The following is a 23,914-nucleotide window of genomic DNA, read 5'->3' on the forward strand; positions in this document are numbered from 1 at the left end:
TAGGCTACCAGACGCCGAGGGAGATTGAATTGGCAGCTGCGGCTTGAAAATGTGTCCGCTCTGACTTGACCAGAACACGATGGTGTCGATACCTGTCGCCGTAATGCCGTCGCTGTAGAATAGCGCCGACGCTGCACAGAGCAGGCGATCGTGGGCGCTCTTGGGTGCTTGGGTTGTTGATGTGGTCATGATGACACCGTAATGAGCTTGTTGTAGGTAGACCAGTCTACCTACAACAAAAATCGCGTCAAGGCGGCACCCAGGTTTTGTGCCTATCTGTAGGATCTCGGATGATCATCGTGAACGATGATCCGTTCGGACTGAACTCCTCGTTGGATGAACGATACTGCGACCACAAGCCTAACGCGGTCCCAGAGCGTCCGCCCGTAGCATCGTCGCCTGGAATTCGTCCCACGAGGTTCTGTAAAAATTTCCCTCTACCGCTAGAGGTGATGGTTAGCGGTCACAGCACAGTATGCTGCCACATACCGTTGTGCGTCTTCGCGTGCGCGATGTGGAGCAGGTGTCTTTCTGATAATTTCTTCCAGCAGTAATGCGCGTTCTGCACCCAGCGTGCCGAATAGCTGATGGACGCCAGAAAGCTGAAATGAAAGCTCTATGCCTGCTGCTTCAAATAGTCTCTCCAGCCAGAAAGAATCGAACTCAAGCGCATCACAGAAAACTGTCTCAAGCCCAAGTGACCGATCAAGACGTTCGGCAGCATCGGTAACCGGTATTCCTTCCTTTAGGGAACCGCTGATCAATTCGATACTGAGCGCCTTTGGCACTCAGCGCAGCACCATCTGGTTCTTAGCGGTGAATGTCTGGCCACCACAGGCGGCCTATTTCCCTGGCAGCCGGGTTATCCGGCTGCCAGGCCAAATTCAAGGCGCACCGACCCCATCAACTTGGCCCTCACATCGTGTCGCCAGCACCAGGTTGGCCAGCCCGAACAGGCTGAAGAGTTGCGCATAATTCTTGGCCAGCCCCTTGTAGCGCACCTTCCGGTAGCCGAAGAGATTCTTGATCACATGAAACGGATGCTCGACCTTGGCGCGGATGCTGGCCTTGGCTTTCTCGATCGCCAGTAGCAGCGTTTTCATCGGGCTGTCGTCCATCTTCTTGATGGCGCCGCGCTTGGCGGCAACGCAGCACTTGGAATCCGGGGCATCCTTCTCTTCGTCAAGATGCTTCCACATGCCGGTGTAACCCGCGTCGCCGTATACCCGCTTGTCATCCTCCCGGACCAAAGCGCCGGCCATGGTGACATCGGCGACGTTGGCCGAGGTTGCGACGAAACTGTGAGTCAGTCCGGTGACGGCATCGACGCCGATATGGGCCTTCAGGCCGAAGTACCACTGGTTGCCCTTCTTGGTCTGCTTCATCTCTGGATCGCGCTGCTTGGCCTGGTTCTTGGTGGAAGGGGCGGCCGCCACAATGGTGGCATCGACGATGGTGCCCTCGCGCATGAATAGGCCCTGCTCAGCCAAGTGGGCGTTGATCTCCTCGAAGATCCGCTGGGTCAGCGCATGCTTCTCCAACAGATGACGGAAGCGCAGCAGAGTGGTCGCGTCCGGTACGCTCTCGATGGCCAAATCGATACCCACGAAGTCGCGCATCGCCTGACTATCGTAGATCGCATCTTCGAGCGCCTCGTCGGCGAGCGCATACCACTGTTGCAGGAAGTAGATCCGCAGCATGCGCTCCAGGCCGATGGGCGGACGGCCGCGCTTGCCCGCCGCGTTCGGGAAGTAGGACGGCGACAGCGCGTCGATGAGCCGTTGCCAAGGCACCAGAGCCTCCATCTGGGCCAGGAACCGCTCGCGGCGGGTAACCTTCTTCTTGTTCTGGTGCTCTGCCTGGGCGAAAGAGATCTGCTTCATCGGATGGCTCGGTCAGGTGGTGACAGGGTGGCCAGATGTTACCCCGCCAACGGCTGCCAAGCAGCTGTGGCGAGATTTGTGCAGCGTTTCCTTAGTAACTGTTCATGCTTTATACCATGCACTGCTTCTGCGACATTGTCCCAGTATGTCCAATGATCAGACGGACGGATGAGGAAGGAGTCACTGTTACCGAGTGTGTCTGCCCAGCCAATCTCAATGGGATAGCTACTCTCATGCAGTCCTGAGGCTTCGATGTCTATAAAAGTAACGAGTTTATTAAAATTCATCGATTTTTCTTCATATGAAATATTATGGCAATATCATCTAGTAGTTTGCCTAAACAAGCTGCTGGAGGAAAGCGCAATCTAAAATGCCGTTATCTAAGGGGTCGTCTCGTGAAAGTGGTGACGTCCGAAGCGAAGCGGCGGACGGTGAAGGACTTGGTGAACAGGCAGTTGGCTCAGCCAGCGACATGAAGCTGGGGCGGGCGCATGCGCCCAACCCGACTCCAAGAGCGGGAGCCTGTGATTCGTCTCCGGCAGGGCAGGCTCGACTTGATCCTCTTCTCCCGGTGGAGCCGAATATGCGTTCCATGTCCCTGGGGGGCGATCCGGGGATTGGCTGCCTGAAGCAGGGTGGGCGCATGCGCCCAACAACAACTCCAAGAGCGGGAGCCTGTGTTTCGTCTCTGGCAGGCAGGGTAGGCTCCTCGTATCACGGTGGGGCCATATGCGATCCACCTTCAACTGAGCGTTCCGGTTCGAGGGTTGGCTACCTGAAGCAGGGTGGGCGCATGCGCCCACCCCCGACTCCAAGAGCAGGAGCCTCTGATTCGCCTCCGGCGGCCCTGCTCAACCTGATCCTCTTCTCCAGCTAGGACCGTATGCGGTCCACCTTCAACTGAGCGTTCTGGTCCGAGGGTTGGGTACCTGAAGCAGGGGTGGGCGCATGCGCCCACCCCCCAACTCCAGAGCAGGAGCCTTTGATTCGTCTACTGTCTACGCCGGGACTATGAGTCCGTAAATCATCAAAACTGATTGCCCTCGACCCGCATGACCTTTCCTTGCTGGTGATAAAATCTGCAAGGGACACTCCATGCTGAGCAAAAAGGAGCTTCTCATGATAAGGCAGCTTCACCAGCAAGGAGCCCGCCAAGTGGACATTGCTCATCAGTTCGGTTGTTCCGAACATACCATGCTGTGTCACCTGGCCCGCGAGGAGGCGCCGACGGACATTCAGCTCCAAACAGTCGACAGCATCGCTCATACGGCCAGGTCAGTGCATTGGTGGCTTCATCGACCATCCCCAAGGTACCTTCAGTAAAAGGCCTGATGCTGCCTATGAAACCTAGGGCTATTCAGGTTCAGATCAATCCCGGCCGGCTCGTTCGGTTTCGGCTTCGTAGTGCTCGATGCCGAGCAGGATGAGCATTCGGGTGGTAGCGGAGAGCGAGCGCATCTCCAGCTGGGCGATGCCCTCTAGCTTGGCACGCTCGGTAACGCTGACTTGGGCCATCAACGGGAGGTTACACCCGCGCGGGGCGCGGGCCGCAATGGCGGCTTGCATGGTCTCGGCGGTGTCCATGGGTTAGGCTTCCTTAAGGTTGTCTAAGACTTCAGCATTAGGATGGGACCGTATGGTTTCTCTGTCAAGTGGAGAGTAGAACTTAATGGTTTCTTTTGGCGAGAGGCTTCGCGGAGAGAGGGAGCGTATGGGATTGACGCAGACCCAGTTCGGTGACCTGGCGGGGGTGACGAAGAAGACACAGATGCTCTATGAGAACGGCGAGCGCAGCCCCAAAGCTGACTATCTCACCGCTATATCGGGTGCCGGCGCCGATATCGAGTACGTGCTAACAGGTAACCGTTCGGTAAGGGGATCAATCGGTTCCTCTGAGGTGAGCCGTCTCGAGGATGGTGCAACACTAGTCGACACCCTGGCTGGAAGTGGTCAGCTGGCGGCAGTGAAGATGTACGACATCGAGGCCGCGGCCGGCGATGGCCGCTCCCTGGAACAGGAAGAGGTTGAGTCCACCCTTTACTTCCCCACCGACCAGTTAGCCGCCCAGGGGCTGGATCCGGCTCAGGTGGTGGGCATCAAGGTGCGCGGCGACTCCATGGACGGCACCCTCGCCGATGGCGACTGGGTGCTGGTGGACCGCAGCCGGCGTGAGCCGAAGCCGGAAGGGGTGTTTCTGCTGCTGGTACACGGCGAGCGGCGCATCAAGCGCGTTCAGCGCGTGGCAGGGGGCGCCTGGCTGCTGATCAGCGACAACGAACATTACCAGCCCGAGATGATCAAGCCTGAAGACATGAAGGACGTGGAGATCCTGGGGCGATGTGAGATTCGCATTGGAAGGGTTTCTTAAGTTAATTCACATAATGATTATAACAACCTCCTTTCTTGGGAGGTTTTTGTAGGGGAATGTATGTTTTCACAGCGTAGTCCTTATATTACGGATGTTTTTACTCCTAGAAACAGCGATGTTAATTCAGAGATGTATGTCGATAGGCCTGATTTAGAAAGAGAGCTGGTTAGGTCTTTGAAGAGAAACTCCCATTCTCTTCTTTTTGGTGATAGTGGCAATGGCAAATCTTGGTTGTATAAAAAAGTTCTTAGCGACGCGGATATCCCCTTTGTAGTAGCTAATTGTGCTAATGCATCAAGGCTTAAGTCAGTCACACAAGAGATTTGTAACTGTCTTATTGAGCCTGGGACTGTAAGCAAGCTTGGTTTTAGTGAGCAAAAAGCAGCAGAAATTAATGCATATTTTGCTAAAGGTGGGTTGACACATAGCGATAATTACGAGATTGCTCAAGAAGAGCCGCTGTTAAAGGCTTTTAGGCTGTTTGATGGGGCAAAGCCCGGCCGAAAGATTGTAGTACTAGATAATCTTGAAAGTATTTTTGGTTCAGAATATTTAATGGATGAGTTGGCAGATATTGTCATTCTTCTTGATGATGATAGATATGCCTCATGCGATGTGAATTTGTTGATAGTTGGGGTTCCAAATGGAGTGCTCCAATATTTTTCTTCCACGAAAAGCTCAGAGTCGGTTTCTAATAGGATACAAGAAATAGATAAGGTGGTTAATCTTAATGAGCCGCAGGTGGAACAGATTGTTAGCCGTGGCTTTTCGCTCTTAAAGGTTGATTTTCCTGATAACGAAATAATAGCTCTTTCTAGGCACGTTATGAACGTCACTCTCGGTATAGCACAGAGAGTGCACGAGTATTGTGAGTACTTGGCTTACAAGATTGAAGATAATGACTGGTATTATGATTCTTCTTTATTGGAAGAGGCAGATCTGGCTTGGTTGAAGTCTGGCTTGCGTCAAAGTTATCAAGTTGTTCGAAGTTATCTGAATAGCCGAGAAACCTCAGTCTCGCGGAGGAATCAGGTTGTTTTTTGTATCGCCAAGGTTAGGCAGCATCAATTTGATTCGAATCATATCGATAGCCTGATTCGTGATGAGTTTCCTACAACTGTACCTGCAAGCCATATGGGGATTGGTTCTATATTGACTGAACTATCTTCTGGAGAATCTCCTCTACTAAATAAGCATAGTTCAAATAACTTATATTCTGTTCGTGATCCAAGGTATTTAATGTGTATACGCCTGGCGCTATATAAAGATCACGCTGCTGAAAAGGTGGTGAAAAAAGGGTTTACTCGTTAGATATCTCTCGCCGGCCGGTGGAAGGCAGAAAGCAGCAGCATTTCCTTTGCCGCGAGGATCGCGAGCCGATCTGGCTGGCAGGGATATGGACCGAACGGCCGGACGACAAGACCGGCTGCGCCGTCCTCACCGAGCCGGCCCGCGGCGTGGCCAAAGACATTCACTATCGTATGCCCCTGGCCCTGGATGTCGAAAGCCTGGAGCCCTGGCTCGATTCGCACCAGACCGACCGCGAGACGATCCGCCATGTGGTGCATCACTTGAATGCTGAGCTGATCACGCACTGGCTGGTTAGTACGCTGGTGAACCGACCAAGTAATGAAGGGCCCTAATTGATCACTCTACTGTGAGTGCAGGGCTACCCATCTTGAAATCCGAGAATAGGAAGCGATTCAGTGACGTGCTCCAGCCACAAAGCAGCATCTGTGCGGGGATTTTCGTTTTGTAGCGTTGCGCTGATTGTATGAAATGCTCCATTGCCGCACCCACCTCGTCTTCTGTCTTGAACTGGAACACGAACACCTTGTAGCTGGCATCCGACTGGAAGAGCTTGGTAAAGTCAAGCATGAGCGACCTCATATTCCTATCAGACATCTCGATTTCCATGGCCAGAACGACTTCCTGGAGATGGTTCTCGTCATCGAATTTCCGCCACACGAAGTCGTACAGCCATTCCCGCGCCCCCGTCTTGTAGGATGGCCGAGATCGATAACCTAGCTGTGCGCCTTCATCCCGGAATTTAGCTTTGATTGCGCGGTTTTTTTCGGGACTTTTCCAGATCTGCTTCTTCCACTGAGAGGCATCTCCCTGTTTTTCAGCCTTCTCCTTTTTTTCCTCCAGTGCTGCGTCCTGAACCTCCAGCAGCCATTGCTTGAATTGTTCGATCATCTTCCCTGCTCTCCATGCGTGATTATGTGTGGGGCTTGGGCAGCTCATCCCATCGAGTTGTCCAGCGAGGAGTTCGGTGGGCACAGCGTAAGTGCCAGGCAGCGTGTTGGCTTGGCATGCCCAATCTCACAGTACCACGTCCCATTTTCTGGTTGAGCTCATCCAGGGGGGTCATTAGTTGGTGATCCCGTTCGCGCTGGACGGTCTGCTTGGGCGTATCCAGCAGCGAGAGCTGCTGTCGGTTGGCGTCGACCAAGTCCAGCAGCATCACTCCGGCTTTCATGAATCGGTACCCGAGCCGGTAGATGGCGGCCAGTCCCTGCTGCGTAGCCGCGAGGATGGATCGGCTGTCATCGGTGGGGCAGGGCAGCTCGACCACCACGCTCGGGGAGTATTGGGCGAGATCCGCCCGGTGCCAGTTGGTCTTGAGGAACACGTAAACCGCTCGGGCGTGGCTGTCCTGGGCACGGAGTTTTTCTGCGCTGCGCTGGGCATGTTGGCGGATGGCGGCCTGTACCTCGCCCAGTTCGCCGGTGAGTCGGCCGAAGGAGCGCGAGGTCATGATGCGGTCGCGTGGCCGGTCGGCATCGTTGAGCTCGATGCAGGGTGTGCCCTGGAGCTCGCGCACGGTGCGCTCGAGGGTAACGGAGTAGCGCCGGCGGATAGCCTTGGGGTCAGCTTGGCGGAGATCCCAGGCGGTCTCGATGCCCTGCAGGGTCAGCCGCTCAACCAGCCGGCGGCCGACGCCCCACACGTCGCCCAGGGCGGTACGCTGGAGCAAGCAGCGGGTGGCGTCGCTCTCGGCATGTAGCACGCACACGCCCTGGTATTCCGGCAGCTTCTTGGCGGCGCGGTTGGCCAGCTTGGCTAACGTGCGGGTGGGGGCCACGCCAACGCACACGGGGATGCCGGTGAACTGGCGCACCTTGTGGCGCACCTTGTGGTGCAGGGTGCGGCTCAGGGCGAGCGTGGTGGCGTGGTCGAACCCATCGAAGCGCACGAACATCTCATCGATGGAGTAGGGCTCGACGCCGGCGGAGAACTCCTCGAGGACCTCGCGCACCCTGGCGGACATGTCGCCGTAGAGCTCGTGGTTGGAGGAAAGCAGGCGGATCTGCTCGCGCTGCACCAAGGGCTGCAGCTCGAAGGCGGGGGGGCATTACAGGGGTGCCCATCTCCACGCCCAGGGCCTTGAGCTCGTTGGAGCGGGCAATCACGCAGCCGTCGTTGTTGGACATCACCCCCACCGGTACGCCTTCGAGCCGCGGCTGGAAGACCCGCTCGCAGCTCACATAGAAGTTGTTGCAGTCCACTAAGCCAATCATGGGGCTGCTTACACTGGGTGCTCGTGGATGACCGAGCGCACCACTCCCCACACTTGGCAATCCAGGTCGGTGAGAGGAATGGGGGCGTAGCGCGGGTTGCCGGAGCACAGCAACGGCTGGCCCTGGCGTTTCTCGTAGCGTTTCACGATCACTTCGCCATCGACCAGGGCGACCAGGATGTGCCCGGGGCGTGGATCGATGGAGCGATCGACCACCAGGGTGTCGCCATCCTGGATGCCGAAGCCATCCATGCTGTCGCCCTTCACGCTCATGAAGAAGGTGGCCGAGGGGCGTTTCACCAGCCGCTCGTTGAGGTCCAGCGTGCGGCCAACATAGTCCTCGGCTGGTGAAGGAAAGCCGGAGATACCGGCAAGGATGGTGGTGAGGGGCAGCGGCCGCAGCGGCGGGGCCGGCAGCGGGTAGTGGATCTCGGGATCACGCATCGGAAGCTCTCTTTTCAAATGCTGTCTATTTGTACAGTATTCGGCAGGAGCGCTCCGTAAGGCAAACGCTAATGCAAGGCGGGAGCGTGGCAACTGGCGGCCAGAGCCCGGCATGGCGGGGCCCCGTGTTTCTTGAGCCTGGCGTGGCAGCCGGAAAACCCGGCTGCCAAAGAAAACAGGGTGGTTGAAGTGGATCTGCATTAGATGCGGATACCATGGTCTGGCCACACTGAGCGCGTTAGCCGGCCAGATCCGAATTGTTCATCTGTTCCTCAGGAAGGGGCTTGGCTGGCCGTGGCTGGAGACGTGTAGCCTCTCGATGGCCCGGGTGGCGGCAACATGGAGCAGGGCGCGCTCGTTGAGTTCGCGGTGGCGCCGTTCCACCGGGTCTTCTGTCCGCCCTGTGTGCTTCGCGGGGATTACCCCATCGTTGACGCATGCAATATGCATCTCGCGGAACTCCAGCCCCTTGACCCGGTGCAGGGTGGCCAGTCGCACACCGGTTTGTTCGGGGTCGTCGGGGGCATTGCGTGAGATGGGATGGGTGGGTACGCCATGAGATGCCAGTGCGGTGGCAATCTGATCCAGCAGCCGCTGAGTGCGGGCGACCACGCAGCTGTCTGCGCCGCGGCCTTCCGGGGCCTCGGGGTCGTGGTGCGCCAGATGGGCATTGAGCCTCTCTGCCAAGGCGTCCATCTCGGCGTCGAAGTCAGGGTAGTGATGCAGCTCTGGTGCCTCTCCCTGCAGCAGCGAACGGTAGTCCTGCTGGCTATCGCTGCCCTCGTCCAGGTCGTCGATCGGCTGGCCCTCAAGCAGGGCCACGGCGAAGCGCCGGGTCTGTTCGGTGGTGCGGTAGTTGATGCGCAGCTTCTTGCCTCGGCCGCGAATATTGATGCCGCAGCGCGACAGTGCCGCCCGTCGACCATAGATTCTCTGGTGGCCGTCGCCGACGATGAGCAGATCGTCCTGCCCCGCCGGCACCAGGTAGCGCAGCAGGGTCAATGTCTCGGCGCCGAAGTCCTGGGCTTCGTCGACGATAATGTGCGCCCAGGGCGCGGACAGCTCGCCGCGCTCCACCATGGCGATGGCCTCGAATACGCCATCCTCGAAGGGGCGCAGGCGGGCGTGGCTGAGTTGGGTGCGCATCTCCTCGAATACAGGCCAGAGGGCTGCACGCTGACGGCGGTTGAGGGCCACGCCGCGACCGGCCCGGGAAGCGCGGAAGTAGTCCTGACGAGTCAGCACATGCTGGGGCAGGATCACCTGCTGCCACTCCTCGAGGTAGAAGGTTTCCGGCAGGTTGGGTTCGGCAGGCTTCATCTGCATAGCCGAGTCCCATGCCTTCCGGTAGCCCTTGTCGCTGGGGTAGACCAGTCTCGGGGCACCGCGTCGTTTGACCAGACGCGCCACTAGGCGGTCGATATTGACCACTTCGATGCGCGCCAGCTCGTCATCACGGCAAAGCTGGCGCAGGTGTTGCTCGATATCGATGGCCAGATTGCGGGTAAAGGTGGTGACCAGCACCCGCTTCTGGTTGTCGCTGGCCATGTCCTCGAGCAGGCGGCGAGCCAGCCAACGGGCGCGGTGCATGACCACAACCGTCTTGCCGGTACCGGCACCCCCCAATACCCGCACCGGACCGTTCCAGTGGCGCTCCACCAGCTGTCGCTGGCTCGGGTGCAGGAAGACCCGCCAGTGGGCCAGTGGGGCCTGAAGCATGCGCTCCAGCTCCTGCTCTTCCTCCACCACGCGGAAGCGGCGTTGGCTATCGGGGCGGCGCAGCGCAGCGGCGAAGTCCTGGCGATCCACCTCGGCGGGCGTATCGGGTACCCCGTAGGTCTCCAGTACCTCGTTCAGCGGCTCGCCCTGGGCCAGGAAAGTGAGCGCCTCGAAGGCCTCCTCGGGGAGGCGAGGAGCCAGCGCTTCCAGCTCAATCTCGTTGGTCAGCGTCTTGACCGGCCCCAGCATCATCTCCGGCACGCCCAGTCGGAGCAGCTCGCGGTCGCGGGCCTGGAACAGCGGCTCGGCAGGGGCGGCGCTCATGGTGTTGGGGGGCGGTTCGGGATGTTCCGCAGGTACTGCCTCGGTGCTCGAGGCAAGGATCTGCAGGCTGCCTGTCCGAGGATGGATGTCTACCCGGTGGCGGGCAGCCCAGTCGTAGGCGTCGTCGTGTTTGTCGACCCATAGCAGAACGTAAACGTTGCCATGCTCGGGTTTCAGTACGATGGCGCGGTAGTCGTCGTCGACGCGAATCGATCGCAGGTTGGGGTCGGGCGTGGCCAGGGTCTCGTAGTTGAGCCCTGGCGAGCGGGGGTTCTCGCGAAACTTGGTGACCATGGCCATCACCTTGCCCTGCTTGCGGCGGGGAATCCGGGCATAGGCTTCCAGGAACTCCTGAGACAGCGCGACGGTGATCTCACTCATGGTTCACTCCTTTCATCAGTACTCAGCCAGTCCGCGAGGCGCTCGATGGCGTTGTCATCTTCCGGCGTCACGATGCGCCAATCAGCCAGTAGTTTCCGCCAGCCGGCAGGCAAGTCCTCCTCGATGGCCACTGCCACCTGTGGGCCTTCCCAAGCCAGCTCGAGGGTCATGGAAGCCTCTCCGAAGGCGTCCAGTACATCCAGACCCGGGGTCGGCAGCGGCAGACCGCGCTCGGCCAGGGCAGTGACCCATTCGGGCGGCAGCAGGGTCAGCTCATCGTCGATCAGCGCCTGCCACTCGGCGCTGATCGCATCCTGTGGCTCGGCGACCTCGTCAGTTTCAACGGCCAGTGCCGGACATTCCGCCACGGCATCGGTGACGACTCCGTTAGCCACGCCGCTTACAGAGCACAGCGAGAAGCGTGGCAGGAACTGCAGCAGGTTGGCGGCGTGCCAGAAGGCCCGCCAGCGGCCTTCGCCCTCCGGGCTGGCAGGCAGATGGCGGTCGTCCAGGCTGAGGTGCAACTGCAGCTCCCGGCTCAGGCGTCGGGCGTCCTGTAGGGCAGCCGCAGAGATGCTCACCGCCGCCTCGCTGCCCGCGGGCTCATCACGAGAGGCCCCGCTGCCCAAGGCATCCAGGGCGCCACCCAGCAACCGACCTTCTGCGCTCCCATCGGGGAGCAATGCACGGTGGATACCCGGGGGAGCGTTCTCGGCCAGTTCCAGGTCCAGGGCATGACGCAGGGCCGGGTCCTCGAGGGTCCGGGGGTCCAGCCAGTGAAAGGCCTGACCCAACGCCGCCTCGCCTAGTTGCCGTGCCGAGTCCGCTGGATCTCGCAGGTAGGCCAGCAGCCAGGTCAGTGAGCTCTCGTGCAACGCCTTGGCGCCGTCATGGCGGCTGGCCAGGCCCAGCTTGTCGGCCAGCGCATCATAGAGTTGGCCCAGGTGATGGTCGGGGTGGCGTTGCCACAGGGGAACCTCCGGTGGTGCCCCGTCCAGGTCGCGCCAGCCCAGGGTCCAGACCTGGAAGCGGTTGGATGCCAGCACTGCCTGGCGCTTTGCGGTGTCATCGTCCAGCCGCTCGTAGTGGAACTGGAAGCCGTCAAGGTAGAGCGCCAAGGGGCGGGCGGCACGGTTGGCCTCTCCGCCGGGCCATAGCATGAAGTCGGGACGGGTAGGCAGCACCACTCCGTCGCCCGGGCCCAGGTTGCGCTGGGGCTCGATGCGCCAGCTGGTCAGCCGCGGGCTCCCATCGGCCTCGCGTCCGGTCTCGAGGGTAAGGCGCCACCCCGGGTTACCCGCGACAAGCTCCGGTACCAGACGAATCCCGGCATCCAGGCTGGGCAGCAGGTCGATAAACCGCTGCTCCAGCTCGCTCTCCACCAGGGCATTGAGGTCTACGTCTTCCAGGCCGTCGATGGCGACGAGTGACTCGCGGCGATTCAGGATCCGTTCCAGCAGCTCCAGGGCCAGTCGCCGCGAGATCTTGGCCATGTGCCGGCTCTCGCGGTAGGCCAGCAGGCAGCGATAGCAGCCATCCAGCGTCGGATCCTGCTGGCAGCCACAGCTCGCCAGCTGGTGGTGGGCGCTGTCGAGCATCGCCAGCAGCGTTTCCGGCGACTGCATCAGCTCCTTCAGGTAGCCGGTTCCGCCGGGCACGCTGTCATGCAGTACCAGGTAGTGGCGAGAAGGGCCGCCGGCCTGGCCTGGCGTCTGCTGTTCGGTGATGCGCAGGTGGTCCACGTTGCCATGGAAATGGGCCTTGAGCCCCAGGTGCAGTGCGGCGATCAGTGAGTGACGGGCGACATCGGAGATCGCGACATCGGAGAGCGGCAGCAACAGGCGGAGTGCCTCCGACTCCAGCTCGCGGTAGAGGAAAAGGCTATCGATGAAGTCTCCTTCCTGCTCGATGGCACCAGGACGAGCCAGCTGACAGAAGCGCTGGTGGCGCTCATGAGCCTTCATGCCCGCACGCTGCACCTTGCCGCAGTGCTGGCACACCCTGAAGCCGCTGCGTGGCCGCTCGTCCCCGGCAACCGCCAGCGAGGGCGCCTGGTCATCGTGGCGACCGAAGTTGATCTCCAGGAAGTGTGCCTTCGGCACGTACTCGAAGCCGAAGGGGCATTCGGGATCGTCGATGCGGTAGGCGAAGCGTGCACTGCCGGGTGCGATGTCGGTGAGTAACTGGCGCGTGTAGAAGGAGGGCTCGCGCTGCTCGCTGTCATCACCGATACGACTATCGCGATCGCGCACGTTGGCGGTTACCTCGCGCAGGCGCAACAGCTGGCGCTTCTGGGCGCCATCGCCCCACTGGGGGCTGCCGCAGCGCGGGCAGGCCCCGTGGATATCGCCATTGGCGAGGTTCTCGCTGTAATGGCAGTGGTTGCACAGCCGCCAGGACTCGATGTCGCTCAGGCGCAGGTTGACCTGGTCGATCTTCAGCGCCCGCCCCACGGCGTAGAAGGTGTTCTCGGGGGCCAGTTCCACCAGCGCACTCTGGGCGGGACGCTGGAAGTCATAGCTCACTACTTCGTAGGGGCGCGATGACTTCTCACCCTCTGTCTCGCGCTGGGCACGGCTCACCGAACGGATCACCACGCCATTGAGGGTCACGCCCTCTTCGGGAAACGCGTAGTTGGGCAACAGCCCCTCATCGGTGAAGAAGTTGAGCGTGTGCTGTGCATCGAGCCGTCTGGCCAGGTCCATCAGCGCGCGACGCTCGGTATTGATGGCATTCATGGCCTCTTCATTGGCGTCGTCTTGGGGTTGCTTGCGACGGCGTTCCAGCTGGTTCTTGTAGTCGCGAATGGTATCTCGCCAGCTCTGGCGCTGGTTGGCCTTATGTCGCAGTCGGTTGACGATGCGGTATTCGAGGCTGCGGGTATCCTGGTTATTGCCTTCCAGATAGCGCCGCAAGTGCTCGATGGCCTCCTCGCCGAGCGTCGGGAATAGGGCACAGAAGCCCTCGAAGAGGTGCGCCTGGTGTTGGCTTACGTACTCCAGCAGCGGCCAGGGAAAGCCTCTACGGTCGTCGCGGGTGATATTGTCCAGTACCGACGAGAGCCTTCCCGGTAGCATCTTTTCATCGAGCGTTCCGTCGCGAGCCGCGTCGGCCACCCAATGGTCGAAGGCGTATGCCAACAGCTGGCGCTCCAGCACGGCGGTGGCCTGGAGGAAAACCCCAGGCGGTTGCACGCTGCCGGCCATCATCTCGAGGGGCTCGGCGTAGAAGTAGAGGTCGTGTGGCGCGGCGTTGGCGATGGTGACATTCAGGGCATTACCGTCGCGACGCCCAGCGCGGCCGATGCGTTGCAGGTAGTTGGCCTGGGCCGGCGGCGTGGAGCACAGCAGCACCGATGAGAGGTCGCCAATGTCGATGCCCATCTCAAGCGTCGGTGTGGCCGAGAGCAGGTTGATGTCCCAGGGTCGGTCGCCGGTGATGAAGGAGTGCTCCACCCAGGCGCGGGTATCGGCATCCAGCAGCCCGGTGTGCTCATGGCTGACCAGCCGAGTGGGTGGCCTGGGCGAGGGGGCCAATGCCCAGCGGAAGGGGGCGGCCGGCTCGAGTCGGCCGCGGCATTGTGGCTGCAGGCAGGCTAGCCCCTGCCAGAGCATCAGCTGGTCCGGTGGTGCCTGGTGGCGCTGGCCGCAAGCCGAGCATCGCAGTGCCAGCGGCTGGGTCACCGCCCGCCAGTGAGGGCGGGTGAGCGCCCATACTTCGCGACCGCGTAGCTGGACCAGCGAGCGTACCAGCCCCTCGCGCTCCAGGGCGCGCAGCGCCAGGCGATAAGCCTGGCCGAGATCGCCGGCGAGCACCTGATCGGCACCCAGCTGCTTGAGAAACCAGCCGGCATACCAGTTTCCACCTCCCCCGGGGCGTCGCGCACCGGTGATGGTGTCGAAGTTCTTTGATACTGGCTCCAGGGTCAGGAAGGCCGGTGGCGCAGCGCGTGGGCCGTAGTTGGGCAAGCACAGGCTGCGGCGGAAGAACCAAGTCTCGCCGCCGTCGCGGGCATAGCCCTCCACCTCGGGGTGTTCGAAACCACCGCGGGTGCGCAGGCGATGCAGTACACCGAGCAGGAAACGGGCAGCCTGCGCCGCTGTCACCTCACCGATGCCGGGCAGCTCCTGGGCCCAGTCGCCTGCCAAGCGCTCGGCGGCAGCCTCGAGCAGGGTCGTATCCACCCCTAAGGTCACCCGGCCCTGACGCTCCAGGGTACGGCCGATCTGGCTGCGCAGGCCCAGCTCGCTATGCACCTCCCAGTCCAGCCGCCTGGTGACAAGTTCCGGGAGGTCGCTGCCAGCCGGCAGGCTGCCGTGCTGCTGCAGACTGTCGGCATCTTTCAGCCAGGCCATGTTGGGAGCCAGCCAGCGCCCCACGAAGTCGGCATCGCTGCCGGCTTGCCGGCGCATGGCCAGGGCGAAGGTGCTGGCCAGACGATCCAGCGATAGACCCTGTCCCTGGCTGGTCAGCCAGCCATCCAGCGCCTGGCGGAGGGCCTGGCGCCAGGTGCGGGCCTCGAAGAAGCCGGCGCGATGAGCGGCATCCTGTACGCTATCGGAGAAGGCGATGGTCTTGCGGTCATCGTTGTAGGGAGACTGGTAGAGACGCGCCAGCAGGGTGCTGGCGAGCGAGGCGGCACGGAAGCCGAGGATGGACAGTCCACCGCGGGAGCGGCACCAGGGGCAGTGGTCGGTTGCTGCCACCAATCGCTCGCGACGGCGCTCCTGCAGCGCCGGTTGCCAGACGCGCAGCTGTCCCTGAGTGCCGCAGGCCGGGCACGGGCCGCTGGCATCCCCATGGGTCAGGGCTGCGCAAGTGGGGCACAGCTGCTTGACCTGGCCGGTGCGATCGCTGGGCGGTATGGCCTCGCCCAATGGGTAGAGCAGGCAGACGTCCGGCGACTGCTGGAAGTAGCCGCGATAGAAGGCGGAGAGGTCGCGTGAGACATGGCGCGCATCCTCGGCCTTCAATGTGCCCCAAGCCGCGGCGTGGCAGTCGCGACAGTGAATCAGCGGCAGCCGCAGTGGAGCCTGCTCGTCTAGGGGCATGCCGGGGCGCGGGCGTCCCTGGGGGTCGTCGTCGGCGTGGACCAGTTCGGGAGTACCGTCCACGCGGGCGACCATGCGCGACAGTTCCCGCAACCACAGCTGCAGGCGCACGGTCAGCAGTGGCGCCAGCAAGGGTTCTCCGTCATCACGGGGGAGGGGCTCACGGGCCGCCGATACCAACGCCAGCAGGCTGTGCAGCAGTACCTCAGGCTCCCCGGCCCATTGGCGCTCGCGTTTCCAGCGTTCCAGCAGTGCCTTCAGGTCGGTGACCCCCTCACTGTCCCGCAACAGGCGGTGGAAGGCGTCGTGTCGTTTGAGGTCGCGGCCCAGTGCTACCCGCGCGGCGGCGTGCGCGGGGTGGTCGGCATCGCTCAGCGCCGTCACGTCAGTAGTCGGAGGGATACCGCCATCGACAAACCAGCGCTGGTAGGCGGCGGCCAGATAGGCCTCCGGCCGTTCGAAGCGTTGCGGGTCGAGCTGGCGACGCTCGGCCAGGCTTTCCGGCCAGGCGTGGAAGCTCACCTCGCCATGTTCGTCAGTGGCCGCGGTGAGATACTCGTCGGCGGAGAGGCGATCTTCCAGCACTAGGCTGTCGTCATCGAACCCGGTGGCAAAGATCGATGCCGCATAGTCGCGCAGGTGCTGAGAGGCAGTGGCGTCGCCGATGGTGGCGGAGGTGCCCACACAGGCCAGCTCGTCGCCCGACCGTAGCCGCTCTCGCAGGCGCCGGATCAGGCAGGCCAGGTCGGTGCCCTGGGCGCCATCGAAGGTGTGCAACTCGTCCACCACCAGATAGCGCAGGATGCCGGGTGCGTTGTAGCGCCACAGCGGTTGATCCTTGGGCCGCATCAGCAGGAAATCGAGCATCTTGTAGTTGGTGAGCAGGATGTCCGGTGGATGCTGGCGCAGGGTCTCCTTATCGGTGATCACCCCCTCTGGCGACATCGACTTCGCTGGTGCTTCGGGATTGTCACCGGTAAAAAGCCCCACCGTGAGTTTGGTGCCGAGCCCATTGACCAGCCGAGCCACCCGGCGTGCCTGGTCGCTGGCCAGCGCGTTCATGGGGTAGATGATCAGCGCCTTGATACCGCGCTTTTCGGTCACCGCCGGGTCGGCACGCAGGCCAGCGCAGTGATCGAGGATCGGCAACAGGAAGCACTCGGTCTTGCCCGAGCCGGTGCCGGTAGCCACCAGGGTGGAGTGCTTCACTTCTCCGCACAGGCGTTGGAAGGCCTGCTGCTGGTGGCGATAGGGCGGGAACCCCGGATCAACATGCCGGAAGGGGAGGTCTCGATCGTCGCGACGGAACGGAAGGCCAAGCGACAGGTAGGGGCCCTTGAGCAGCTTGCCCGGTGTGGCCAGGAAGCGGTCGATCAGCGCCGTCTCACCCTGGTCGTCGTCGCCGCGGAAGTGCGGCGTAGAGATCGGGAAAGCCGCCCGCAGGTAGTCGTGCAGGCTCAGCTGCAGTTCATGGGCAACGATACTCGGCAGCATGCAGGCTCCTTGGGCACTTCCTTGCGCAGGCTCTTATGTTCACTCAAATTAACAGAAACACCTTGCTACGCCGAGACACAAGCCCCACTGCGGCTGATAAATGGTGGGCATTGACTGACCTCGCCGAAGCTTATCGGCAGCAACGGACGTTTCGAGGTGCTCAAGGCGTAGGCATTAAACGCATCGAAGCTGATGTTGGTGCTGCAGGCTGGGCTGCTCATTCAGGCGGCACGATCTGGCTTTTCAACTTTCCTGGGCTATCCAGGCACTGAGATACGCTGAATACTCGCCAGCCCTGCTCTCGAGCCTGTTTGGCGTCTTCGGGACCAATCGCGACGCCTACACGCCTTTCAGGCCATGCCAGTTCCAGGTTGGCGACGATTGCCTCGCGTTCATCCTGAACGTCCAGGCCCACCTCCGGCAATGGGGCTTTGAGCGTCTTGAGATGGTGCAGCAGACCATTGAGGCCGGGGTCAGCCAAGTCGAAAACCTCTTGCCAGTCGGCAGTATCCGCGCATTTCTGCTCGCAGCGGAGGTGAGCAATGGTATGTCGGTCATTATGGGTAACCACCATGTGATCATGGCCGGGCTGCTTGCTATGACAATCCGCACAGAGCGCCCTGAGGTTAGCGTCGGCATTGTTATCGCGAACCCCGTTGAGGTGGTGGGTGTGCAACAGGTGGCGATGGCCATTGAGCGTTACACCGCAGCTTTCGCAGGTGTAGTCTTTTGACGCCCTGTAAGCACGCGATACTTCAGGCCAGTCTCGGGTATAGCCCTTTTCCTCATGAGTTTGTGGTTTTGGGGCCGGATGTTCGTTGAAGAAGGATTCGTAGTGCTGAAAGAATTCATAAAAGGAAAAGCTAGAAAAGGCAGCCTTGTTGCCGGGTTTACTGTAACCTTTGTAGTTCAGCTTGCTCAGGCAGAGCATACAGACACGAAGGCGTACATTAACTTCCATTGACGGGTTTTGGCGGGAGTAAATGCGAAACTCACCGTCTTGGTCTTGTGTGGCAATGTACCGATGAAAGTTTCCTGTTCGCTTCATTTCTTCCAGGTGACGGCAGAAAGCAATGTGCACCCGGTTGCCATTCAAAGGGTCGATTTGCGCATCCTCGAAGCGGTTCTGAGGGTGGCCTGGCATATAGAGTAGAATCTGCTGGCCCTTGTATTCCAGCAGATTGCCCGTTTTTTTGACTTCCTTGAACTCCTCCCAGCTTATCTCTCGGCCACCTTCTTCGATGATGGGTGGAGCGCTAGAAGCAGTTTTTACATTGGCTGGGGGCGGTAACGAGTTCTTGAGGTTGAACTCGGCAGCCATTGGTGGCCCCATGCGACTGACCGCTGCACGCAGGGCGGTTAAGTCAATCTCGAGTTTCATGAATCCACCTCGGAGAGGATTTCACGAATCTGGCTTTCAGCATTGGTCAGGATACGGAAGCTGACCCGGCGCGAGCGATCATGGTCTTCTTGGCCTAGGTCGTTCAGCACTAGGTGCGAGGAAGAGAAACCCACGGCGGCGATGGTCTGTTTCACCCAGCTCTTTTGCAACTGTGTTTCTGGCAGTTGATAGAGATAGCTCAGTACCGATCGAGTTCGGTCCTGGGAGAGCTTCATGTTGCGGAAGTAGGCTTCGTCCTCACCCACGCTGCTGTTCCAACGGCTGGAGGTGTGGCCCTCGATACGGATCTCGTCGATGGCTTCCCGAAAGGGAGTGAGTACGTCGAGATAACGGGGATAGAAGTCGTTAAGAATGCCTTCGAAACGTGGGCGAAGCTGAGCCGATCCAGTGGTAAAAAGCACCTTCGGTGACTGGAAGGTCAGCGCTAAAGTGTCGGCATTAATCTCGGCCTGCCAGGTTTCTAGGTCATCGGAAAATTCATCCATCAGGGCCTGATAGATCGCGACCTGTGTTTCCTGATAAGCCTCGGCGACCTCAGTGACACGATCACGCTGTTCAAGGGCATGACGCATCAACGCAATCGAGATCAACAGGAACACCATCATGAGGCCGGCCATCAGGTCAGAGACGCTCAGCCAATGATGTTCTTCTTCGTTACCAGCCGAGCTTCCCTGGCCAAAAATAGTGTTCAGGCGGCTCATTAGTAAGCCCCACTATTGGCGGATTGCACGACTTTATGCATCTCGTTAGTGAGCTGCTGGTAGTCCTGCGTAAAACGACCGGTAATCTGGGCCAACTGGTTGCCCATCTGCGTTAGGCTTCGGGAGAGCTCTTCCTGCATGCCTTGGTCAAGAGCACCGACCTGATCGCTAACGGATTTTCCGGTGCTCTGCACCACTTCCTTGAGCACTCCATTCAGTTGTTGTTGAGCCGCGCTAAGCTCGCGCTGATATTGTTCGCTGGCCGATTCCAGCGCCTGGCGATGCTGGCTCTGCACGCTCTCGAGCAGCTCGCGGGACTGACCATGTGCCTGACGTAGCTGGTTCTGGGTCTCCTCGCCAGCCTCGCTCAGGGTTCGGGTGAGCTGCTCACTATTACTGGTGAGATGCGTCGTCATGTCGGAGAGACGGGTATTCAGGTCCTTATAAGCATCCTCGAGACTCTGGGCAATCTTGTCTGATTGGGAGGAGAGCTGGTCGGAAGTCCCCTGTAGGGATTCATGTACGCGGTTGTAGCGATCATTCAGGCCGCTGGCACCTTCGATCATTTCCTGATTAAGGCGCGCACTACCCTGGAGTAGCTCATCCTTCATACTGGCACTGCCCGTCATCAGTTCCTGTGCAGCACTCTGGGCGGCCTGATTGATCTCGGAGACGGTTTCATCGACTTGGCGCCGAATCTCCGGTACGGCTTCCACAGCGCGGTCACGCATGTCCTTGAAGGCGCCCAAGTGCGATTCGAGGTCATCCAATTGACGCTGGGTAGTGGTGAGCAGGGTTTCGAGGCCGCTCATGGTCTCTGGAATCGCCGTGGCCTTGTCGCTGATGGCTGTCACGCTGGCCTCTGTCTGGGCAATGGCGGTAACGCCTTGGGCATACTGGTCACGCATCTCGCCGAGTTGCTGACGGTAGTTTTCCTGCCACTCGACCAGTGACTTCACCGAGGCATCTAGTGCCTTGAAGTTTTCACCGAACTGCTCAGTCAACTGGTTGTTGAAGTCCTGAATGACCTCCTTGAGGGCATTGATCACCTGTTCGGTGGCGGACTTCGACATCATCTCCGCGAAGTCCTGCATCTGTGTCGTGAGCTCACGGGCGAAGGCATCGAAGCGTTCGCGCTGGGCTTCGGCGTGTAGGCCCAATGCCTCGGCAGCCTCGGCTTGGCGGCTAGCTTCTTTGGCAAGTGCCTTGTGATTGTCGTCCTGATGCTGGCGCAGCAGGCGAATCTGCCCTGTCAACGTATCGCTGTCGTCACCGGCGATTGCCTGATGCAGACTAGCGAGATTTTCGTTCTGTTCTCGCAGAAGCTGGTGGATATGTTCCGGGCCGATCTCGTCCGGGCCGCTGGCAACATTCGCCTTCGGCTGCAGCCAGGGGAGGCCAGTGATCACCTTGTAGATTATAGTCATTGCCATGCCGAACAAACTGGTCATGAAAGCCGTCTGCAAGCCACCTAGCAATAGGCTGATGCTCCCGTCGATATCTTCCGGATCGAAGTGAAGAAGGCCGATAACGATACCGATAAAGGTTCCCAGCATCCCCAGCGAGGTGAGCAGGTTGGGGGTGTAGTGGGTCAGGCTCCTGAGCTTATCCGTCTTGTAGCAGACCAGCGCAATGACGAAGAAACCCGCGATCAGGCCGAAAAACACGCTGGTGACCGTGCCGGCGTCAGCGGTGGCTAGATAGGTTTCCAATCCGCTCGGACCGCGTAAAAGTGCCGTAAAAAAATCCATACTTCAGTTCCCTTTTGGCCATTTTATATATTGCGACGTTTTTTAACGTTCCTAATGCGAGCCCTATCTATTTCAGAGTTGCGTAGTTGTCAAGGTTTTTTGAGTCAGCTGGCTTATGGATTTTCATGAAACCTTTCCATATGTCAGGTGGCTTAATAATTCATTGGAAAACTTAGTGTAAACTTCTACTGTTTGCTCCATTTCATTGAGCATGTCCTGTTCTAAGCCTGGCTTTCTTGCGCTGTAAATAGCTACCCAGATTCTTTTTCGCATTACTGATCTTACGAAAGCGGATAGTTTGTTAACTTTGTTGTTTTTTATTTTTGCTCTGCAAACAAAGCTTCCATCCCAAAGCCAGATATCTATATGTCCTTGTTTATTTTTTAGTGAGGATTTCATGATTTTTGTGCCATTTCTAGCAAAGGCAGAATGAATATAGGTGCCATGCATCGGCTGACTTGAGATTTCAGACAAGATCGTTCCGTCGTTTCGCCAGTATCTTGATGTGCCGATTAATTCTCCATGTGAGAATGAAATTTCCTTTTCCTTTGTGCCGTTTTCATACCAGAATTCGGACATGCCATGCTTTTCTCCATCATAAAGCTTTACCTTATATTTTTTCTCTCCGGAAGGGTGGTTGCTGATGATTTCCTCGTGTCTCTTTTCCTGCAGATCAGTCACCCTTGATATAATGCTGTTGATTTTTTCAAGTGCTTTTTGATGGGCGGCTTCATGTTGTTTGGGTTGGGTTATTCTTAGTAAATGCTCAAGGTCTTTTTTTATACTTTCAAGTTTGCGTATCTCGGTGATTGCCAGGTTGAAGTCATGAGAAGAAAGCTCCTGCTCTTTGTTGGCTACCCTTTTTTCTATGCTATTGATACTGGAGAGTTCTATTTCTTTTTTTAGGGAATTGTTTTTTCTTACATATTCATCTTTTTCAGAGTCTAATGTTTTTGCGATGATTTCATCGTATTTTTTTGATAGTGCTTTTCGTTTTTCGCTGGTTTCTATTAGGTCAGCTGAATTGCTGATCAGGTGGTTTATGTCATTCTCCAAACTTGAGGCTTGGGTTTTTATAAGAAGTAGTTCTGAGCTTTTCTGCACTCCATCTGCCAGCTCATCCAGAAGCTCAACTCCATTGCTGATGGCTTTGGCTGTCGAGACGGTGGCTTTTTTTATATTGCCAAAAAATGACATGTTTCTTCCTTGAGTGTGAGAATTTTATGCCAAAAAATCTGACAGGCTATTTTTTTCAGAAAACCTTGAATACGAAGAGCCAATTTTTCATATCTCGTCGTCGTCCGAATCGAGCGCCGTGAGCTGGGCACCCAGCTCCTGCTCGACGTTGTAGGCCGACGGGTGGAGCAGCCGCTCGGCGTCTCCACGCTTGCGGCGACGCTCCGCGTGGTGGGTGAGGCCGGTACCGGCCGGGATCAGACGACCCACCACCACGTTCTCCTTGAGGCCGCGCAGGTAGTCGCGCTTGCCGGTGACAGCCGCCTCGGTCAGCACCCGCGTGGTCTCCTGGAAGGAGGCCGCGGAGATGAACGACTCGGTGGCCAGGCTGGCCTTGGTGATCCCCAGCAGCAGCCGCTGGTACTTGGCCGGGAACTTCTCCTCCTTCTCCAGGCGCGCGTTCTGCTCGAGCACGCGGACCAGATCGGCCTGGTCGCCGGGGATGAAGTCGCTGTCGCCGGCGTCGGCGATCTCCACCTTGCGCAGCATCTGACGCACGATCACCTCGATGTGCTTGTCGTTGATGCCCACGCCCTGCAGGCGATAGACGTCCTGCACCTCGGTGGTGATGTACTTGGCCAGCTCGGCGATGCCCAGCAACCGCAGGATATCGTGTGGGTTGCTCGGGCCGTCCGAGATCACCTCGCCCTTCTCGACCGACTCGCCCTCGAAGACCGCGATCTGGCGCCACTTGGGGATCAGCATTTCGAAGGGGTCACCCTTGTCTGGTGTAATTGCCAGACGACGATAGCCCATGCTCTCCTTACCAAAGCTGATAACACCGCTGATCTCGGAAAGAATGGAGGACTCCTTGGGTTTGCGCGCCTCGAACAAGTCGATGACGCGCGGCATACCCACGGTGATATCCTGGTTGTGGGTCACCTCGAAAGGGATGCGCGTGATGGCCTCACCAATGCCAACTTTAGCACCGCTGAGGAATGGGACAGACGAAGCTGGAGGAATAGGATAACGGAAAGTTACGTGAGATTGCTCCTCAGTGGAATGAATTGGAATTCCCAAAACTGAGCGTGCCCAACGCTCCACTTTACTCCCTAGAGAATCACTCCTCCGTGGCAACTTCTTCACAATCGTAACGAAACTATTATCATTTTCATAAAAAACATTCCCTTCCACTTCGGCAATAATCGGGTGGCTGTAGGGGGCCCAGTTCGCTACTACCTGCCCAGCATTGACTTTATTATTATCTTTGACCGAAAGCTCCGCACCATAGGGCAGCTTGTAGTATTCCCGTTCGCGGCCATGTTCGTCGGCCACGGCCAAGGCACCGGAGCGGGACACCACCACCAGCTTGCCGTCGCTGCGCTCGACGCACTTGATGTTGTGCAAGCGCACCTTGCCACCGTGCTTTATCTGAATATTTCCAAGCGGCTGAGTTCTCGAAACCGAGCCCGAATTCTTCTTACTATCGAGCATCATTTGAGTGCCTGGCTCACCGATGGACTGAGCGGCAATGATCCCTACCGCTTCGCCTATATGCACCTGGTGACGCCGTGCGAGATCCCGTCCGTAGCAGGCCGAGCAGACGCCATGCGGGGTCTCGCAGGTGATGGTCGAGCGCACCACGATCTCGTCGACACCCATGGTGTCGAGCTCGGCACACCAGGCCTCGTCGAGCA

14 protein-coding genes and 3 pseudogenes are annotated in these 23,914 nt (G+C 59.0%); 3 read left to right on the forward strand and 14 right to left on the reverse strand.

Annotation, left to right across the window (positions count from 1 at the left end; all coding sequences use genetic code 11):
• The 4 genes and pseudogenes from FEI13_RS19295 to FEI13_RS17590 form a co-directional block, all read right to left on the reverse strand.
• A pseudogene (locus FEI13_RS19295) lies at positions 1-189 on the reverse strand (hypothetical protein); the annotation flags it as partial.
• A gap of 254 nt (positions 190-443) precedes the next feature.
• Complete coding sequence (locus FEI13_RS17580) at positions 444-788, reverse strand: hypothetical protein (RefSeq protein WP_138182809.1); 345 nt, start codon at positions 786-788, stop codon at positions 444-446.
• 96 nt (positions 789-884) lie between these two features.
• Complete coding sequence (locus FEI13_RS17585) at positions 885-1,883, reverse strand: IS5 family transposase (RefSeq protein WP_138182810.1); 999 nt, start codon at positions 1,881-1,883, stop codon at positions 885-887.
• Between the two features lie 1,368 nt (positions 1,884-3,251).
• Positions 3,252-3,467 (reverse strand): hypothetical protein, encoded by a 216-nt coding sequence (locus FEI13_RS17590; protein ID WP_138182811.1) that lies wholly within the window; start codon positions 3,465-3,467, stop codon positions 3,252-3,254.
• A gap of 85 nt (positions 3,468-3,552) precedes the next feature.
• On the opposite strand from FEI13_RS17590, the gene FEI13_RS17595 reads away from it, so the two are divergent.
• The 3 genes from FEI13_RS17595 to FEI13_RS17605 are packed head-to-tail and all read left to right on the forward strand — an operon-like array spanning position 3,553 to position 5,894.
• The gene (locus FEI13_RS17595; protein ID WP_138182812.1) at positions 3,553-4,251 is read left to right on the forward strand and encodes an XRE family transcriptional regulator; all 699 of its coding nucleotides are present in this window, start codon (positions 3,553-3,555) and stop codon (positions 4,249-4,251) included.
• A gap of 60 nt (positions 4,252-4,311) precedes the next feature.
• Entirely contained in the window at positions 4,312-5,562 is a 1,251-nt protein-coding gene (locus tag FEI13_RS17600; protein ID WP_138182813.1) for an AAA family ATPase, read from the forward strand.
• A gap of 17 nt (positions 5,563-5,579) precedes the next feature.
• A complete protein-coding gene (locus FEI13_RS17605) occupies positions 5,580-5,894 on the forward strand; it encodes an SOS response-associated peptidase family protein (RefSeq protein WP_240036564.1) in 315 nt (104 codons plus the stop codon).
• Between the two features lie 4 nt (positions 5,895-5,898).
• Here the strand turns inward: FEI13_RS17605 and FEI13_RS17610 are convergent, their stop codons facing one another.
• The 10 genes and pseudogenes from FEI13_RS17610 to FEI13_RS17655 all read right to left on the reverse strand — a co-directional run.
• Positions 5,899-6,450 carry a hypothetical protein gene (locus FEI13_RS17610; RefSeq protein WP_138182815.1) on the reverse strand — a complete coding sequence of 184 codons (552 nt, stop codon included), beginning with the start codon at positions 6,448-6,450 and terminating at the stop codon, positions 5,899-5,901.
• Between the two features lie 22 nt (positions 6,451-6,472).
• Positions 6,473-7,775: pseudogene (locus FEI13_RS17615) on the reverse strand (Y-family DNA polymerase).
• A gap of 8 nt (positions 7,776-7,783) precedes the next feature.
• Positions 7,784-8,218, reverse strand: a complete 435-nt coding sequence (locus FEI13_RS17620) for a LexA family protein (RefSeq protein WP_138182816.1) — start codon at positions 8,216-8,218, stop codon at positions 7,784-7,786.
• Positions 8,219-8,479: 261 nt separating this feature from the next.
• Positions 8,480-10,642, reverse strand: a complete 2,163-nt coding sequence (locus FEI13_RS17625; protein ID WP_138182817.1) for a UvrD-helicase domain-containing protein — start codon at positions 10,640-10,642, stop codon at positions 8,480-8,482.
• A complete protein-coding gene (locus tag FEI13_RS17630; protein WP_138182818.1) occupies positions 10,639-17,187 on the reverse strand; it encodes a DEAD/DEAH box helicase in 6,549 nt (2,182 codons plus the stop codon). The genes FEI13_RS17625 and FEI13_RS17630 overlap by 4 nt, the downstream gene beginning before the upstream one ends.
• Before the next feature lie 217 nt (positions 17,188-17,404).
• On the reverse strand, positions 17,405-18,568 hold the full coding sequence (locus tag FEI13_RS17635; RefSeq protein WP_138182819.1) for an HNH endonuclease: 1,164 nt from the start codon (positions 18,566-18,568) through the stop codon (positions 17,405-17,407).
• Positions 18,565-19,290, reverse strand: a complete 726-nt coding sequence (locus tag FEI13_RS17640; protein ID WP_204758420.1) for an OmpA family protein — start codon at positions 19,288-19,290, stop codon at positions 18,565-18,567. The genes FEI13_RS17635 and FEI13_RS17640 overlap by 4 nt, the downstream gene beginning before the upstream one ends.
• A complete protein-coding gene (locus tag FEI13_RS17645; RefSeq protein WP_138182820.1) occupies positions 19,290-21,041 on the reverse strand; it encodes a hypothetical protein in 1,752 nt (583 codons plus the stop codon). The genes FEI13_RS17640 and FEI13_RS17645 overlap by 1 nt, the downstream gene beginning before the upstream one ends.
• A gap of 123 nt (positions 21,042-21,164) precedes the next feature.
• Complete coding sequence (locus FEI13_RS17650) at positions 21,165-22,238, reverse strand: toxin-antitoxin system YwqK family antitoxin (protein WP_138182821.1); 1,074 nt, start codon at positions 22,236-22,238, stop codon at positions 21,165-21,167.
• Between the two features lie 87 nt (positions 22,239-22,325).
• Positions 22,326-23,914, reverse strand: a pseudogene (locus tag FEI13_RS17655) (DNA-directed RNA polymerase subunit beta'); the annotation flags it as partial.

This window comes from Halomonas urmiana (assembly GCF_005780185.1).
Classification (GTDB): domain Bacteria; phylum Pseudomonadota; class Gammaproteobacteria; order Pseudomonadales; family Halomonadaceae; genus Halomonas; species Halomonas urmiana.